This window comes from Sphingosinicella sp. (assembly GCF_013911755.1).
In the GTDB taxonomy this organism is placed as follows: Bacteria; Pseudomonadota; Alphaproteobacteria; order Sphingomonadales; family Sphingomonadaceae; genus Sphingosinicella.
The window spans coordinates 37237-51316 of record NZ_JACESP010000026.1; the positions used below are offsets into that span (position 1 = coordinate 37237).

Here is a 14080-nt window from a genome sequence, read left to right on the forward strand (position 1 = left end):
CTCCCTTGAAGGAGGGGGCAGCCCTTACAGCTTGGGCGCGATCACCATCAGCATCTGGCGGCCTTCGAGCTTCGGATGCTGCTCGACCTTTGCGTATTCGGCCGCATCCAGCTGCACGCGCTCAAGCAGCTTCATGCCGAGCTGGAGGTGCGACATCTCGCGGCCGCGGAAACGCAGCGTCATCTTGACCTTGTCGCCTTCCTCGATGAAGCGCTGAACGGCCTTCATCTTGGTTTCGTAATCGTGGTCGTCGATGTTCGGACGCATCTTGATCTCCTTGATCTCCTGCGTCTTCTGGTTCTTGCGGGCGGCGTTCGCCTTTTTTTGCGCCTCGTACTTGTACTTGCCGACGTCGAGGAACTTGGCGACGGGCGGATCGGCATTGGGCGAGACCTCGACGAGGTCGAGGCCGACTTCGGCTGCCGCTTCAATCGCTTCTGCTGTGAGCATCACACCGAGGTTTTCACCTTCGTGATCGATGACACGGACTTTCGGGGACTGGATGAACTCGTTGTAGCGAGGGCCCGAAAAGTTTTGCGGCACCGGGGGGCGCCGGGTCAGAGGCGGTCGAATAGCAGTTTCTCCATGAATCGTGGTTCAAGCGTGGCTATTTAGTGTGTTGCGCGCGTTAGCGAAAGGGGTAGCACTGCAACAGTCCCACACAAATTTAATCGGAAAGCCCGTCAGGCAAGCAGACGAAAAAGCGCCGAAGCCGCCGCGATTCCGAGAACCAGACCAACACCCGCTCGCCACAGCCGCACCGGAACGCGACCAAACAGCTGCCCGCCGAGCCAATTGCCCGCCAGCATCGGCAAAAACAATGCCGCTGAAAGCGCCAGCAGCGACGGAGTCGCAAGCCCGCGCAGTGCCGCCACAAGGCTGCCCATGATCGCGGTGGCGAAAAACACAAGGATCATGGACGCCCGCGAGGACCTGGGCGGCAGATTGCGGCGCATGTAATAAGGCACGACCGGCGGACCGGGCATACCCGCGAAGCCCGCGAGCAGACCGGCCGCGCTCCCCGTGAGCAGGGTTGCTATCCGGCTCGGCGCCCGGGCCGACGCCGACGCCGGCAGGGTGACGAGGACGAAGGCGCCGATGGCGATCACCGCGATGAGCAGCCGCGCCTGATCGGCCGGGATCATCGTCAGTGCGAGCAGCCCGAGGGGCGTCGTCGCGACCGCGGTGAGCGAGATCGGCAGAACGCTCTCCTTCTCGCTGTCCGCGATCACGCGGCGCAGGCCGACAGGGCCGATCAGCAATTGCAGCAGGATCGCCCCGACCACGGCCTGCTCAGGTGCGATTACGAGGCCGAGCAGCGGCACGAGAATGATCGCCATGCCGAACCCGGTAACGCCGCGCACGAATGCGGCGCTGAAGGTCATCAAGACGGCAATGACAAAGCCTTCGGGCGACAGGCCGATTGCATCGAACATCGCGCCCCGGCCGTGCCGCTAACGCAGGTCAGGCGGTGTCGCCTCGGCCTGCAGCCACGCAATGGCCTCTTCGAGTGGCATCACCTTCTGGCGCTCTTCTCCAAGCGTGCGGATGGCGACGGTGCCTTCCTCCGCCTCGCGCTTGCCGACGACGAGGAGGTGCGGGACCTTGGCGAGGCTGTGTTCGCGGACCTTGTAGTTGATCTTCTCGTTGCGCGCGTCCGCCTCTGCGCGCAGGCCGGCGGCGCGGAGCTTTTCGACCACATCGTGAGCATAGCCGTCCGCGTCGGACACGATCGTCGCGACGACCGCTTGCACGGGCGCGAGCCAGAGCGGGAACTTGCCCGCGTAATGCTCGATGAGGATGCCGATGAAGCGCTCGAACGAGCCGAGGATCGCGCGGTGCAGCATGATCGGGCGGTGGCGCTCGCCGTCCTCGCCCACGTAGCTCGCATCGAGCCGCTCGGGGAGTACGGTGTCGGTCTGGATCGTGCCGACCTGCCAGGTGCGGCCGATCGCGTCGGTCAGATGGAACTCCAGCTTGGGCGCGTAGAAAGCGCCCTCGCCCGGAAGCTCTTCCCAGCCGAACTCCGCCGTGTTGCGCCCCGTGGCGGCGACGGCGTCGCGCATCGACTGCTCGGACCAGTCCCACATCTCCTCGCTGCCGAAGCGCTTTTCGGGGCGGAGCGCGAGCTTGATCGCATATTTGTCGAAGCCGAGATCCTTGTAGACCGTGTCGAGCAGGTCGACGAACTTGGCGACCTCGCTGACGAGCTGATCGGCGCGCACGAAGATGTGCGCGTCGTCCTGCGTGAACTGGCGCACGCGCATGATGCCGTGCAGCGCGCCGTGCGGCTCGTTCCGGTGGCAGCAGCCGAACTCCGCCATGCGGATGGGAAGGTCGCGGTAGCTCTTGATGCCTTGGCGGAAGATCAGCACGTGCGCCGGGCAGTTCATCGGCTTCAGCGCCATCCAGTCCGCGTCCTGCGAGATCACCGGGCCTTCGTCCTCGGTGTTCGGCACCTCGTCGGGGATGACGAACATGTTCTCGCGGTACTTGCCCCAGTGGCCGGACTGCTCCCACTGGCGCGCGTCCATGATCTGCGGCGTTTTCACCTCTTCATAGCCACCCGCGTCAAGCCGGCGGCGCATGTACGCCTCGAGCTGACGCCAGATGAGATAGCCCTTGGGATGCCAGAAGACGCTGCCGTGTGCCTCCTGCTGAAGGTGGAACAGGTCCATCTCCTGGCCCAGCTTGCGGTGGTCGCGCTTGCCCGCCTCCTCCAGCATGTGGAGGTGCGCATCGAGCTGCTTCTTGTTGAGCCACGCCGTGCCGTAGATGCGCGAGAGCATCGCGTTCTTCTGGTCGCCGCGCCAGTAGGCGCCCGAGACGCGGGTGAGCTTGAACGCCTGCGGGTCGAGCTTTCCGGTGGAAGCAAGATGCGGCCCCCGGCACATGTCGAACCACTTGTCGCCCGACCAGTAGACACTGATCTCGTCGCCCGCAGGCAGCTCCGCCGCCCACTGCGCCTTGAACGTCTCGCCCTGTTCGCGCCAGCGCGCGATCAGCGCGTCGCGATCCCACACCTCGCGGCGCAGCGGCTGGTCGGCGCGGATGATGCGGCGCATCTCCTCCTCGATCGCCGGAAGGTCTTCCTCGGTGAAGGGCCGAACCGGCGCAAGGTCGTAATAGAAGCCGTCCTCGGTCGCCGGGCCGAAGGTGATCTGCGTGCCCGGGAACAGGTTCTGCACCGCCTCGGCGAGCACATGCGCGAAGTCATGCCGCACGAGTTCGAGCGCATCCGCCTCGTCCTTCGCCGTCACCAGCGCCAGCGCCGCGTCCTGCTCGATCGGCCGTTCGAGGTCGATCACCTCGCCGTTCACCTTCGCGGCGAGCGCAGCCTTCGCAAGCCCCGGGCCGATTGAACGCGCCACATCGCCGCCCGTCGTACCGCGCGGCATCTCGCGCACGGAACCGTCAGGCAGGGTGAGGCGGATCATCTCGGACATGGCTGTTTCTGGACTTTGCGTGATTGAACGACGCGGGCTTATGCCTTTTCAAAGGCCAGATAAGCAAGGCGCAAGAGCGCAGGAAAAAGGACGATAGCGATTCACGAGCGGGTCACTCCGCAGGACGTGTCGCCTGGGAAGGCACGGTTTCGGCAAGGAATTCCACGAGTGATGTCGTTACCGCAGATGTCGACTTTGTAAGTGCGTCGAACAAAGGCTTGCTGGACAACTCGAAATTTTCAATGCGCACCGTTGTGCCAGAGGAACGCAAGGCTTCATCAAAGAGCTGAACCTGCCGCTCCGAACCAGTGGTACTGGTCGTTGGCATCATAAGAAAGGCACCGGCATTGGGTGCGCCCGCGTGTTTGGCCGGAGAGAGATTTTCAGCAGCTTCGACGGCGCCGCATTTCTTACGGATAAAATCTGATCGTTGTGCACGCGACGAATTGTTCTGCGCGGCAACATCGAGACACACGGGATCCAGAAGAACGACCGCTTTGATGGCCGTAAAATCGATCGGTCCATTCGAAAGATAAGAGGGGTCCGTGGCCAGCAACGCGGCAGGCATTGCATGTTCACGAAATCCCATCAGTACGATCCGCGATGTATCGAACCCATATTCCTTAGATTCTTCCAAAAAATCTCTGATCGAATCCAGCGTGATTTTAATTCTTTCCTGAACGGTCAACCGATCTTGATAGTAAACTCTAACGCTCGCCATAACATAGCCGTAACGAACAAAAATCGGAGGAATTCCGCCCATGGATATTATCAGTGGCGCATTTTTAGTATTTCCGGAATAATAGAAAACTATTCTTCCATCTTTTCTTTTTTTAAAATGAAATTCCTTGCTGTTAAATGGAAAATTTAGTTCTATATCTTGATAATAATAACCTTCGGGATAGTGTTCTCGGGAAATTATAAAGCCTTTCGGAGAAGAGCTTTGCATTGCACAGGCCGATTTCACAGAAATCAACGACAGGAAAATTAAAACATACAGTAATTTCATGGAAAAATCTCTTTTGTGCGAATTATTTCCAATCATTGAAAATTCACAAATACATATCACAATACCTCCCTCTTGATAAGCTACGCCATTAGAGCGTATTGACCCCATTCGAGGCAGGGGGATTGTATTCATGGACGACGCGACTCCGGATCATACGAGAATCGGCGACTTTTCTGACGGCTTTACTTTCCACGGCCGCTGGCAGGAATTCCTGCCGATTGCGCTCACCAACCTGCTCCTCACCATTGTCACGCTCGGAATCTACCGATTCTGGGCGAAGACGCGGGAGCGCAAATATCTGTGGAGCCGCACGCAGTTCATCGACGAACGGTTAGAATGGGCGGGCACGGGCAGGGAGATGTTCATCGGCTTCCTGATCGTGATGGCGATCTTCGTGCCGATCCTGCTGTTCTTCCAGTTCGGCCTGCAGGCCCTGATCCTGCGCGGTCAGGGCGTGCTCGCGTCCGTTCTCGCCCTCGGGCTCTATCTGGCTCTCTTCTATCTCGCCGGCCTCGCCCTGTTCCGGGCGCTGCGCTACCGGCTGAGCCGCACCTATTGGCACGGCATCCGCGGCGGCAGCGATGACGGCGGCTGGAGCTATGCCGGTTCCGCCATGCTGAAATACATCATCGGGTTCGTGACGTTCGGTCTCCTCGTGCCGTGGGCGATGGTGAAGCTGTGGCGGGAACGCTGGGGCAAGATGAGCTTCGGCCCCCATGCGTTCGAAGCGGGCGACGGACCCGCCGTGCAAGGCCTGATGGGGCGCTATCTGCTGATCTATGCCACACCCGTGCTGTGGGGAATTCTCGTCTTCGCGCTCGGCATGGGCACGCTCTTCACGGCGGGCACGAATCCCGATCCGCGGGTCATGGCGGGCATGATGGGGACGTTCTTCATCGCCGTGATCGGCTTTTACGCCCTCTTCTCGCTCGTCAGCCTCGCTTACTACGCCGTGTTCATGCGCAAGGTGGTGGGAGAGATGACGCTCGGGAACCTCAGCTTCGCGTTCAACGCGCGCACGATGGACTGGGTGATGCTGATCCTTGGCAACATCGCGCTCGTGGTGTTCACGCTCGGCTTCGGCATCATGTACCTCGGCTATCGGCACTGGTCGTTCTACGTTCGGCACCTCGAAGTGCAGGGCGAAGTCGATCTGGCGGCGCTGACACAGTCCACCACGCGCATCAGAAGCGATGCGGAAGGGCTTGCGGACGCATTCGACATCGGCGCAATCTGACGTCGGATGACGAACGCTTGGTTGTATGATGGCGAATCCGCGCTGCGCCGGAGCGTAACGCTCGACGCCCGCGACGAAACGCTGGAAATCGCGGGGGAGGACGGCACCGTCCGCGTCGCCCCCGCCGATCTCGTCTTCATCGAAAGTCGCCCCGAAGAGCGGGTGTACGGGCGGAAGGATGTGCTCGGCTGGCGGCTCGGCGTTCCCGAACCTGTTGCCGACGAAATCGCCGCGCTGCTTCCGAACGCGGCGCACTACGGCGGCTGGATCGACCGCATCGGCCTGTGGCGCGCGAGCGCCATCGGCCTTGCGGTATCGGCGGCGGTGCTGTTCGCGGTCTACCAGCTGCCGCACTGGCTGGCCCCGCTGGTGCCCGACCGCGTGATGAAGAGCTACGGCGATGCGATGGTCGGCGATTTCGGCGGCAAGTTCTGCGCAGGCCCGGGCGGACAGGCCGCGCTCGACGCGCTCACCCGGCGGCTCGCGCCCGATGTGAAAGGCCTCAACGTGCGCGTCGTCGATCTGCCCATCGTCAACGCTGCCGCGCTTCCCGGCGGCAACATCGTGATTTTCAACGAGCTGCTGAAAGAGGCAAAGAGCCCCGAGGAATTCTCCGGCGTGCTCGCGCACGAAATCGCGCACATAGAGAACCGCGATGTCGCCGAGGCGATGGTGCGCGAGCTTGGCCTCGGCCTCGTGCTCACGACGCTCGGCGGCGATGTCGCGGGCAACGTCCACGGCCTGCTCTCGCTCAGCTACAGCCGCGACGCGGAGGGCGAAGCCGACGCCGAATCGATCGCGATGATGAACCGGGCGCACATATCGCCCGCGCCGACGGCAGGCTTCTTCGAACGGCTGGCGAAGGCCGAGGATACGATCGGCGGCGCGGACATGCTCGTCTACCTCTCCTCGCATCCGATTTCGAAGGGGCGCGCCGCGACTTTCCGAAAGGGCGCCGCGAAAGGCGCGGCCTATACCCCAGCGCTTTCCCGCGACGAATGGGACGCGCTCGTCGATATCTGCCATAACGATCCCGACCGGCAAGACTGACGACAGGAGTTCCATGCCCACGATCACGTCGCGCGGCGGCATTCCCCTTGCCTATGCGCACCGCACGGGAACCGGCCCGACATTCGTGTTCCTGCCCGGCTACATGTCCGACATGGAGGGCAGCAAGGCGCTCGCCGTTGACGCGTGGTGCGCCGAAAACGGCCGTGCCTGCCTGCGGCTCGACTATTCGGGCTGCGGCGGGAGCGGTGGCGCCTTCAAGGATGGCACGCTGACGCGCTGGCGCGATGACGTGCTCGACGTGATCGCGGCGGCGGCGCCAGAGGGTCCGCTGGTGCTGATCGGCTCATCGATGGGCGGCTGGCTGATGCTGCTCGTCGCGCTTGCCATCCCTGCGCGCGTCTCGGCGCTCGTCGGCATCGCCGCCGCGCCGGACTTCACCGACTGGGGCTTCACCGACACCCAGAAAGCCGCCTTCGCGCGCGGCGAGGACCTGGTGGAACCGTCCGCCTACTCGGACGAACCCTATGTCACCACCGCCGCCTTCTGGCGCTCGGGCGAAGCGAACCGCCTGCTGGATGCGCCGATCCCACTTACCTGCCCGGTGCGGCTGCTGCACGGGCAGGCCGACCCGGACGTGCCATGGTCCGTCTCGCTCCGGCTCGCCGAAGCGCTCGGTTCAGCCGACGTACAGACGCTGCTGGTGAAGGACGGCGACCACCGCCTTTCGCGGCCGCAGGACATCGCTCTGCTGCTGCGCGTGATCGAGGATCTGTAGATGCCGATGCTTGCCGCCCTGATGCTCATGCAGGTGGTCGCGCCGCTCCCCGGCCCCGCCGCCCCCGCCAGCGACCGCGCGCTCTATGCGGACTGCGTGCGCGCCGCGAACGAGGGCGTTCCGGGCGCGATCGACGCGGCGACGCGCTGGCTGAACGCGAACGGCGGCGTGCCCGCGCGGCATTGCCTCGGCCTGTCCTACATGGGCGCGAACAAGCCTGCGGAAGCGGCGCGCGCCTTCGAGGATGCGGCGCGCATCGCCGAAGCAAAGGGCGACGCGTCCGCTGCGGACCTTTATGGGCAGGCGGGCAACGCGCTGCTGCTTGCCGAGCAATATGCGCGCGCCGAGGTGGTTCTCAGCAACGCGCTCGTGATCGCCGCGCGGCAGGGCGGCAAGCCGAAGGGCGAACTGCTGATCGACCGCGCCCGCGCCCGCGAGGCGCAGGGCAACAGCACCGGCGCCCGCGCCGATCTCGAACAGGCGGTCACGCTCGCACCCGACGATGCGGCAGGCTGGCTGCTGCTCGGCGTGCTTGCACGGCGCGAGGAGCGACTGGCCGATGCTCGCCCGGCGCTGGCGAATGCGCTGAGGCTCGCACCCAACGACCCGGACGTGCAGGTGGAAGCCGGCAACATGGCGGCGATGGACGGCGACTATGCGAAGGCGCGCGCGCTCTGGAACGCCGCCGTAAGGGCCGGGCCAGATACGCCCGCCGGCAAGGCCGCCGACGCCGCGCTGCTCAGGAACCCTAAGTAGCCCTACTCGCCCTTCGGCGGCAGTTCCCACGGCGTGAACGAGGACAGGCCGCAGCTTCCCGTCGTCATCTTCGTCGTCGTGTCGAACGTCGTGATGATGTCACCCCGGCAATATTGCGCGATCGATGAGCTGTGCTTGAACGCGTCGTGCTTCAGGCCCCGGCAGCTTTGCGGGAAGTCCATCCGGTACACGCGGCTGCCGCGCATGTGGAAGAAGGCGACATAATCGTTCACGGCTTCAACGCGATCGACATCGCGTTGCTGGATGCAGGTCACGGGTTCGCCGACGGCCTTGCCGGGAACGGCGGCAAGCGCCTCCTGACGTGCCGGGCCATCGTTCGCGGCGCACCCGGCGAGGGCGACCGCAGTGAGCAGAAACAGGCTACGCATGTGTTCGATCTCCACTGATCCCCGCCGAACAAATTTAGCAGAGCGCGAAGGGATTTAGTAGCCCGCCGCCTGCCCGTCCTTGCGCATTTCAGAAGCACCCCGGTAGACGCCCGTATCGGTGTCGCGCCAGATCGCCTGATAGCCGCCAAAGGGGCCGGTCGTGTAACGCACCGTGTGACCGCGCGCGCGCAGCGCCTCGGCGACCGTCTGCGGCACCCCCGATTCGATTTCCAGGATACCCCCGTCCGTCATCGGCGCGCCGCCTTCGGGATCGGTGGAGCCGTCGTGGTGGAAGCGCGCCGCGTCGCCGGCCGCCTGCACGCCCATGCCGAAATCGACCATGTTCACCACGATCTGCGCGTGGCCCTGCGGCTGCATCGCGCCGCCCATCAAGCCGAAGCTCATCAGCGGCTTGCCGCCTTTCGTGAGGAACGCCGGGATGATGGTGTGGAACGGTCGCTTGCCGGGCGTGTAGGCATTGGCGTGCTTCGCATCGAGATTGAACTGCGCGCCGCGGTCCTGGAACATGAAGCCGAGCGTACGGCCCTGCCCGTCGTCCGGCACCAGCCCCGAGCCCATGCCGCGATAGTTGGACTGGATGAGGCTGACCATCATGCCGTCCTTGTCCGCCACGGTCAGATAGATCGTATCCTTGCCCGCGCCTTCGATGGCGAGGCCGGGCATATCCGTTTTCGACGCGATCGCCATGTCGATCGTTGCGCGCTGCCTTGCTGCGCGGTCCTTCGAAAGAAGCTGGCCGAGCGGGATTTTCGCAAAAGCCGGGTCCGCATAGAAGCGCGCGCGGTCGGCGAAGGCGCGCTTCTTCGCTTCGACGAACACATGCCAGAAATCCGGGGAGGCGCGGCCCATCGCTTTGAGGTCATAGCCTTCGAGGATGTTCAGCATCTGCAGTGCGGCGACGCCCTGCCCGCTGGGCGGCAGCTCCCACACGTCGTATCCGCGATAATTGACCGAGACGGGATCGATCCATTCGGATGTGTGCGCCGCGAAATCGCTGAGCCGATGCGGCGCGCCGATGCGCCGGAAATACTGGTCCATCGCCTGCGCGAGGCTGCCCTTGTAGAAGGCGTCGCGGCCGCCTTCGGCGATTTCGATCAGCGTCAGCGCGAGATCGGGATTTTTGAAGACCTCGCCTTCCTTCGGCGCTGCGCCGCCGGGCATGTAGACGCGGCGCATGTTCTCGATTTCCTCGATAACACCCGCCTTCGCGAGCGCCTCGAAGTTCGCCGTGCCGTTTCTCCAGCCGTCGGCAATGAGCTCGCTGACCGGGAAACCCTGCTGCGCGTAGCGGATCGCGGGGGCGAGCACGCGCTGCATCGGCAGCTTGCCGAACTTGCCGTGCATTTCGAACCAGCCGTCGACCGCCCCCGGAATCGTCACCGAGAGCGCCCCCCAATCCGGCACCGTGCCGTCCCGGTCCTGCGCGGCGCGCGGTGCCTTCGCGATGCGGGCCTTGAGCTGCGCAAGGTTCTGCCCCGCAGGCGCGCGGCCCGAAGCGTTGAGGCCGTGCAGCTTCTCCGTCTTCGGATCCCAGATGATCGCGAACAGATCGCCCCCGATGCCGTTCCCGGTCGGCTCCATCAGGCCGAGCGCCGCGTTTGCCGCAATCGCCGCGTCGACGGCGCTGCCGCCCTGCTTCAGGACATCGAGCGCGATCTGGGTTGCAAGCGGCTGGCTGGTCGCGGCCATGCCGTTCAGGCCGAGTACGGCGGAGCGCGTAGCGTGCGGGGCGCCCGAATAGCGATCACCCTGATCCTTCACAGGCTCTGCGGCGAGACCCGACGTCGACAGCATGAGAGCACCCATCGCAAATCCCGCAAACCGCTTCATGGCCCTCTCCCTTATCGGAAATTGTCCTTCGCCGTGCGCCGCGCCGCGAGCGCGTCCACGTCAGCCGCGCGGGTGAACGGGTTCGTCGCGCGTTCAAGGCCGATCGTGGAGGGCACGGTCGGCTCCCCGCGTGCGCGCATCGCAACGACCTCCGCCTGCCGCGCGGCAAGCGCCGCATTCTCCGGTTCGGCAGTGATCGCGAAACGCCCGTTCGACTCGGTGTATTCGTGCGCGCAGTAGACGCGCGTTTCATCAGGCAGCGCCATCAGCTTGCCGAGGCTGTCGAACATCTGCGCGGCGGTGCCCTCGAACAACCGCCCGCAGCCCATCGCGAACAGCGTGTCGCCGCAGAACAGCGCCCCGTCGAAGCTGTAGGCGATATGCCCCGCCGTGTGGCCGGGCACGTCGATAACGCGGCCTTCGGCCCCGCCAATCGCCACCGTATCGCCTTCACTGACGGCGCGGTCGATGCCGGTGATCTTCGCCGCCTCGCCCGCGGGACCGGTGACGGTACAGCCCGTCGCCGCCTTGATCTCGGCGTTGCCGCCAACGTGGTCCGGATGCCAGTGCGTGTTCAGGATCTGCGTGATCCGCCAACCCCGCGCGTTCGCTTCCGCGAGTACCGGCTCGGCGACCGCCGGATCGATCACCGCCGTCTCGCCGCTCGCTGCGTCGTGCGCGAGCCAGATGTAGTTGTCGGAAAGCACCGGGATGCGAATGACTTCCAGCATGGCGCTTACCAGACGCCCGTGTTCGGCATCGAGGCCCACGGCTCGACGGGGGGCTTCGCCTCGCCCTTCTGCAGCAGTTCGACCGAAATACCGTCCGGCGAGCGCACGAACGCCATGCGGCCGTCGCGCGGCGGGCGGTTGATGGTGATGCCGCCGTCCATCATGCGCTGGCAGTCCGCGTAGATATCGTCGACCTCGTAGGCGAGGTGTCCGAAATTGCGGCCGCCGGTGTAGACTTCCGGGTCCCAGTTGAAGGTCAGCTCGACCTGCGCATCCTCGTCGCCCGGCGCGGCGAGGAAGATCAGCGTGAAGCGGCCCGCCTCGTGGTCGTAGCGTCGAATCTCGCGCAGTCCGAGAAGCGTGTAGAATGCGAGGCTCGCTTCGAGATCGCTGACGCGCACCATGGTGTGGAGATATTTCATGCCGCAGCCTTTTCCGCCCTGAGTGGGCGCCCTTCATAGTCTTCAAAACAACGGACCACCCAGTCCGGCACCGGCGCGGGCGCGCCGCGCGATTCCGCGACGTTCACGGCCACCTGCTCGCCGACTGCCCGCAGATCGTCGGCGCTTGCACCGTGAATCTCGAAATCCATCATCATGGAGCTGCTGCCGATGCGGCGGCAACGCAGGCAGATGTCGATCATTTCATCGAGCAGCACGGGCTTCTTGTATTCCACGACATTGCGCGCGACGTGGAAATCCGGCCCCACCCCCGTTGGCGACAAGGCATAGATGCCCACCGCACGCCAGTATTCGGTGATGCCGATATCGAGATATTCGAGATAGCGGGAGTTGAAGACGATACCCTGCGGATCGCATTCCGCATAGCGGACGCGCTTGGGGAACGAGAACCGGAAGTCGGCGCGCGGCATGGAGGCCTTTCTTCGTTCAGCTGTTGTGCAGCGGCAAAGCGCGATAGAATGCGCCGACACCGCTCATGGGGGCACACAATGGCCGCTGACACGACCAACCGCAACTCATCACTCATCATAGCCGCCGTCGTTCTGGCGATCGGCGTCATTCTCGGCGGCTATCTGCTCGGCGACGGGCTGAAGCGCGCGCGCCTCGCCGACCGCGCCGTAATGATGCGCGGCCTTGCCGAGCGAGACGTGACCGCGGACCTTGCGACGTGGACGATCCGCACGCTTTCGACCGGCAGCAACTTCGACACCGTGCAGGCCGACGCCGCCCGCGATGCGGACGCGATCCGCGCCTATCTCGGCGAGCACGGTTTCAGCGGCGCGGACATCCAGCCCGCCGGCATCAGCGTCAACCAGTGGAACAACAACGGCGTCGACCAGATCCAGGTGCGCCAGCAGTTCCGCCTGCGCACCACGAAGATCGCCGAGGCGAAGGCCGCGCACGCCGGGCAGGCCGCACTCCTCGCGCGCGGCGTCGCGCTCGAAGACGGCGGTCCCTCCATCGCCTACAGCTTCACGAAGCTCAACGACGTGAAGCCCGCGATGATCGCGGAAGCCACCAAGGACGCGCGCAAGGGCGCCGAACAGTTCGCCAAGGATTCGGGCGCCAGCGTCGGCGGCATCCGCTCCGCGAGCCAGGGCTATTTCTCGATCCAGTCGCGCGACGGCGACTCGGGCGGCCCGGCCGACGCCTCGCCCGAGCAGAAGGTGCGCGTGGTGACGACGGTGGAGTTCTACCTGAAGGATTGAGCGGCCGTTTGGGGCGCTGACCCGATGCTTGTGCGCCCCTCGACTACGCTCGGGATGAAAGGCCTCTGCACCCTGTAAAAACGTGCATCATCCTGAGCGTAGTCGAGGGACGCACCGCACCTGTATCGGGAAACAGCGCCTTCAGGCGTCGATGATGCGCGTCAGCCGCGTGATGTCAGCGTCGAGTTCGCTATCGTCGGCGCGCAGTTCCTCGATGCGCTTCACGGCGTGCATCACCGTAGTGTGATCGCGCCCACCGAAGCGGCGGCCGATATCGGGGAGCGAGCGCGGCGTCAGGCGCTTGGCGAGGAACATCGCCACCTGCCGCGGCCGCGCCACCTCGCGCGCACGGCGCGCCGACAGGAGATCGCTCAGCTTGATCGCGTAGTAGTCCGCCACCTTCCGCTGGATCTCGTCGATCGTGACCTTCCGGTCGTGCGCCTTCAGCACATCGGCGAGCACCTGGCGCGCGAAATCGAGGTCGATCGGCTTCCCCACCAGCGTCGAGTAGGCGACGATGCGGTTGAGCGCGCCTTCGAGCTCGCGCACGTTCGAGGTGATCTTGCGCGCGAGGAAATCAATCACGTCCTCGCCGACATTCGCGCCCGGCAGCCGCTTCATCTTTTCAAGAAGGATGCTGAGCCGCAGCTCGTAGTCGGCAGGATTGATGTCGGCAACGAGGCCCCATGCGAGGCGCGACAGGATACGATTCTCGATGCCTTCGAGGTTCTGCGGCGAGCGGTCGGCGGTGATGACCAGCCGTTTCCCTGCCGAGATGATCTCGTTCATCGTGTGGAAGAATTCTTCCTGCGTCGAATCCTTGCCCGCGATGAACTGCACGTCGTCGATCATCAGGAGGTCGGCGGTGCGCAGCTTCTGCTTGAACGACAGCGTGTCTTTGTCGCGCATCGCCGAGACGAACTCGACCATGAACTTCTCGGCCGACATGTAGACGACCTTGGCGCCCGGCACGGCATTCCGGATCTGCCAGCCGATGGCGTGCATCAGGTGCGTCTTGCCAAGACCCGTGGTGCCGTGAAGGAACAGCGGGTTGAAATCGATAGGCCCGCCCTCGGCGACCGTGCGCGCGGCATTGTAGGCAAGCTCGTTCGCCTTGCCGACGACGAAGCTGTCGAACGTATAGCGCGACTCCAGCGCGACGCCGAACGTCGGCACCTCGCGCACTGACACGGGTAGGGGCTGTTC

15 protein-coding genes are annotated in these 14080 nt (G+C 64.4%); 5 read left to right on the top strand and 10 right to left on the bottom strand.

What is annotated here, in order from left to right:
* Window positions 1-24: 24 nt before the first annotated feature.
* The 4 genes from infC to H2052_RS15515 form a co-directional block, all read right to left on the bottom strand.
* Window positions 25-543: a translation initiation factor IF-3 gene (gene infC / locus H2052_RS15500; protein ID WP_293783614.1), complete on the bottom strand. Its 519-nt coding sequence runs from the start codon at window positions 541-543 to the stop codon at window positions 25-27.
* A gap of 140 nt (window positions 544-683) precedes the next feature.
* Window positions 684-1436 (bottom strand): sulfite exporter TauE/SafE family protein, encoded by a 753-nt coding sequence (locus tag H2052_RS15505; RefSeq protein ID WP_293783617.1) that lies wholly within the window; start codon window positions 1434-1436, stop codon window positions 684-686.
* An 18-nt stretch (window positions 1437-1454) separates the two neighbouring features.
* Window positions 1455-3446 (bottom strand): threonine--tRNA ligase, encoded by a 1992-nt coding sequence (gene thrS, locus H2052_RS15510; protein ID WP_293783620.1) that lies wholly within the window; start codon window positions 3444-3446, stop codon window positions 1455-1457.
* Window positions 3447-3558: 112 nt separating this feature from the next.
* On the bottom strand, window positions 3559-4455 hold the full coding sequence (locus H2052_RS15515; protein WP_293783623.1) for a hypothetical protein: 897 nt from the start codon (window positions 4453-4455) through the stop codon (window positions 3559-3561).
* A gap of 130 nt (window positions 4456-4585) precedes the next feature.
* Between H2052_RS15515 and H2052_RS15520 the strand changes: the two genes are divergently transcribed.
* Genes H2052_RS15520 through H2052_RS15535 form a run of 4 tightly spaced genes read left to right on the top strand, consistent with a single transcriptional unit; the run spans window position 4586 to window position 8234 of the window.
* Window positions 4586-5692: a YjgN family protein gene (locus H2052_RS15520; protein WP_293783626.1), complete on the top strand. Its 1107-nt coding sequence runs from the start codon at window positions 4586-4588 to the stop codon at window positions 5690-5692.
* A 6-nt stretch (window positions 5693-5698) separates the two neighbouring features.
* Complete coding sequence (locus H2052_RS15525) at window positions 5699-6742, top strand: M48 family metallopeptidase (protein WP_293783629.1); 1044 nt, start codon at window positions 5699-5701, stop codon at window positions 6740-6742.
* Window positions 6743-6755: 13 nt separating this feature from the next.
* Window positions 6756-7478 carry an alpha/beta hydrolase gene (locus H2052_RS15530; protein WP_293783632.1) on the top strand — a complete coding sequence of 241 codons (723 nt, stop codon included), beginning with the start codon at window positions 6756-6758 and terminating at the stop codon, window positions 7476-7478.
* Window positions 7479-8234 (top strand): tetratricopeptide repeat protein, encoded by a 756-nt coding sequence (locus H2052_RS15535; protein ID WP_293783636.1) that lies wholly within the window; start codon window positions 7479-7481, stop codon window positions 8232-8234.
* Between the two features lie 2 nt (window positions 8235-8236).
* Here the strand turns inward: H2052_RS15535 and H2052_RS15540 are convergent, their stop codons facing one another.
* From H2052_RS15540 to H2052_RS15560, 5 genes are read right to left on the bottom strand one after another with little or no spacing between them, the layout of a single operon-like run.
* Complete coding sequence (locus H2052_RS15540; RefSeq protein ID WP_293783639.1) at window positions 8237-8623, bottom strand: DUF6491 family protein; 387 nt, start codon at window positions 8621-8623, stop codon at window positions 8237-8239.
* 54 nt (window positions 8624-8677) lie between these two features.
* The gene (locus H2052_RS15545; RefSeq protein WP_293783642.1) at window positions 8678-10474 is read right to left on the bottom strand and encodes a gamma-glutamyltransferase family protein; all 1797 of its coding nucleotides are present in this window, start codon (window positions 10472-10474) and stop codon (window positions 8678-8680) included.
* An 11-nt stretch (window positions 10475-10485) separates the two neighbouring features.
* Entirely contained in the window at window positions 10486-11205 is a 720-nt protein-coding gene (gene gloB, locus H2052_RS15550; RefSeq protein WP_293783645.1) for a hydroxyacylglutathione hydrolase, read from the bottom strand.
* Window positions 11206-11210: 5 nt separating this feature from the next.
* Window positions 11211-11627 carry a VOC family protein gene (locus tag H2052_RS15555; RefSeq protein ID WP_293783648.1) on the bottom strand — a complete coding sequence of 139 codons (417 nt, stop codon included), beginning with the start codon at window positions 11625-11627 and terminating at the stop codon, window positions 11211-11213.
* Window positions 11624-12076 carry a thioesterase family protein gene (locus H2052_RS15560; RefSeq protein WP_293783651.1) on the bottom strand — a complete coding sequence of 151 codons (453 nt, stop codon included), beginning with the start codon at window positions 12074-12076 and terminating at the stop codon, window positions 11624-11626. Before H2052_RS15560 ends, H2052_RS15555 begins: the two co-directional genes overlap by 4 nt.
* Window positions 12077-12154: 78 nt before the next feature.
* On the opposite strand from H2052_RS15560, the gene H2052_RS15565 reads away from it, so the two are divergent.
* Complete coding sequence (locus H2052_RS15565; protein ID WP_293783654.1) at window positions 12155-12874, top strand: SIMPL domain-containing protein; 720 nt, start codon at window positions 12155-12157, stop codon at window positions 12872-12874.
* Window positions 12875-13015: 141 nt separating this feature from the next.
* Here H2052_RS15565 and dnaA read toward each other — a convergent pair.
* On the bottom strand, window positions 13016-14080 hold a 1065-nt coding region (gene dnaA / locus H2052_RS15570; protein WP_293783657.1), incomplete at its 5' end, for a chromosomal replication initiator protein DnaA.

What these genes read in the sequence shown, in the direction of transcription:
- H2052_RS15505 (WP_293783617.1), bottom strand. Translation starts at nt 1,436, where the DNA reads ATGTTCGATGCAATCGGCCTGTCGCCCGAAGGCTTTGTCATTGCCGTC.
- thrS (WP_293783620.1), bottom strand. Translation starts at nt 3,446, where the DNA reads ATGTCCGAGATGATCCGCCTCACCCTGCCTGACGGTTCCGTGCGCGAG.
- H2052_RS15515 (WP_293783623.1), bottom strand. Translation starts at nt 4,455, where the DNA reads ATGAAATTACTGTATGTTTTAATTTTCCTGTCGTTGATTTCTGTGAAA.
- H2052_RS15520 (WP_293783626.1), top strand. Translation starts at nt 4,586, where the DNA reads ATGGACGACGCGACTCCGGATCATACGAGAATCGGCGACTTTTCTGAC.
- H2052_RS15525 (WP_293783629.1), top strand. Translation starts at nt 5,699, where the DNA reads ATGACGAACGCTTGGTTGTATGATGGCGAATCCGCGCTGCGCCGGAGC.
- H2052_RS15530 (WP_293783632.1), top strand. Translation starts at nt 6,756, where the DNA reads ATGCCCACGATCACGTCGCGCGGCGGCATTCCCCTTGCCTATGCGCAC.
- H2052_RS15535 (WP_293783636.1), top strand. Translation starts at nt 7,479, where the DNA reads ATGCCGATGCTTGCCGCCCTGATGCTCATGCAGGTGGTCGCGCCGCTC.
- H2052_RS15540 (WP_293783639.1), bottom strand. Translation starts at nt 8,623, where the DNA reads ATGCGTAGCCTGTTTCTGCTCACTGCGGTCGCCCTCGCCGGGTGCGCC.
- H2052_RS15545 (WP_293783642.1), bottom strand. Translation starts at nt 10,474, where the DNA reads ATGAAGCGGTTTGCGGGATTTGCGATGGGTGCTCTCATGCTGTCGACG.
- gloB (WP_293783645.1), bottom strand. Translation starts at nt 11,205, where the DNA reads ATGCTGGAAGTCATTCGCATCCCGGTGCTTTCCGACAACTACATCTGG.
- H2052_RS15555 (WP_293783648.1), bottom strand. Translation starts at nt 11,627, where the DNA reads ATGAAATATCTCCACACCATGGTGCGCGTCAGCGATCTCGAAGCGAGC.
- H2052_RS15560 (WP_293783651.1), bottom strand. Translation starts at nt 12,076, where the DNA reads ATGCCGCGCGCCGACTTCCGGTTCTCGTTCCCCAAGCGCGTCCGCTAT.
- H2052_RS15565 (WP_293783654.1), top strand. Translation starts at nt 12,155, where the DNA reads ATGGCCGCTGACACGACCAACCGCAACTCATCACTCATCATAGCCGCC.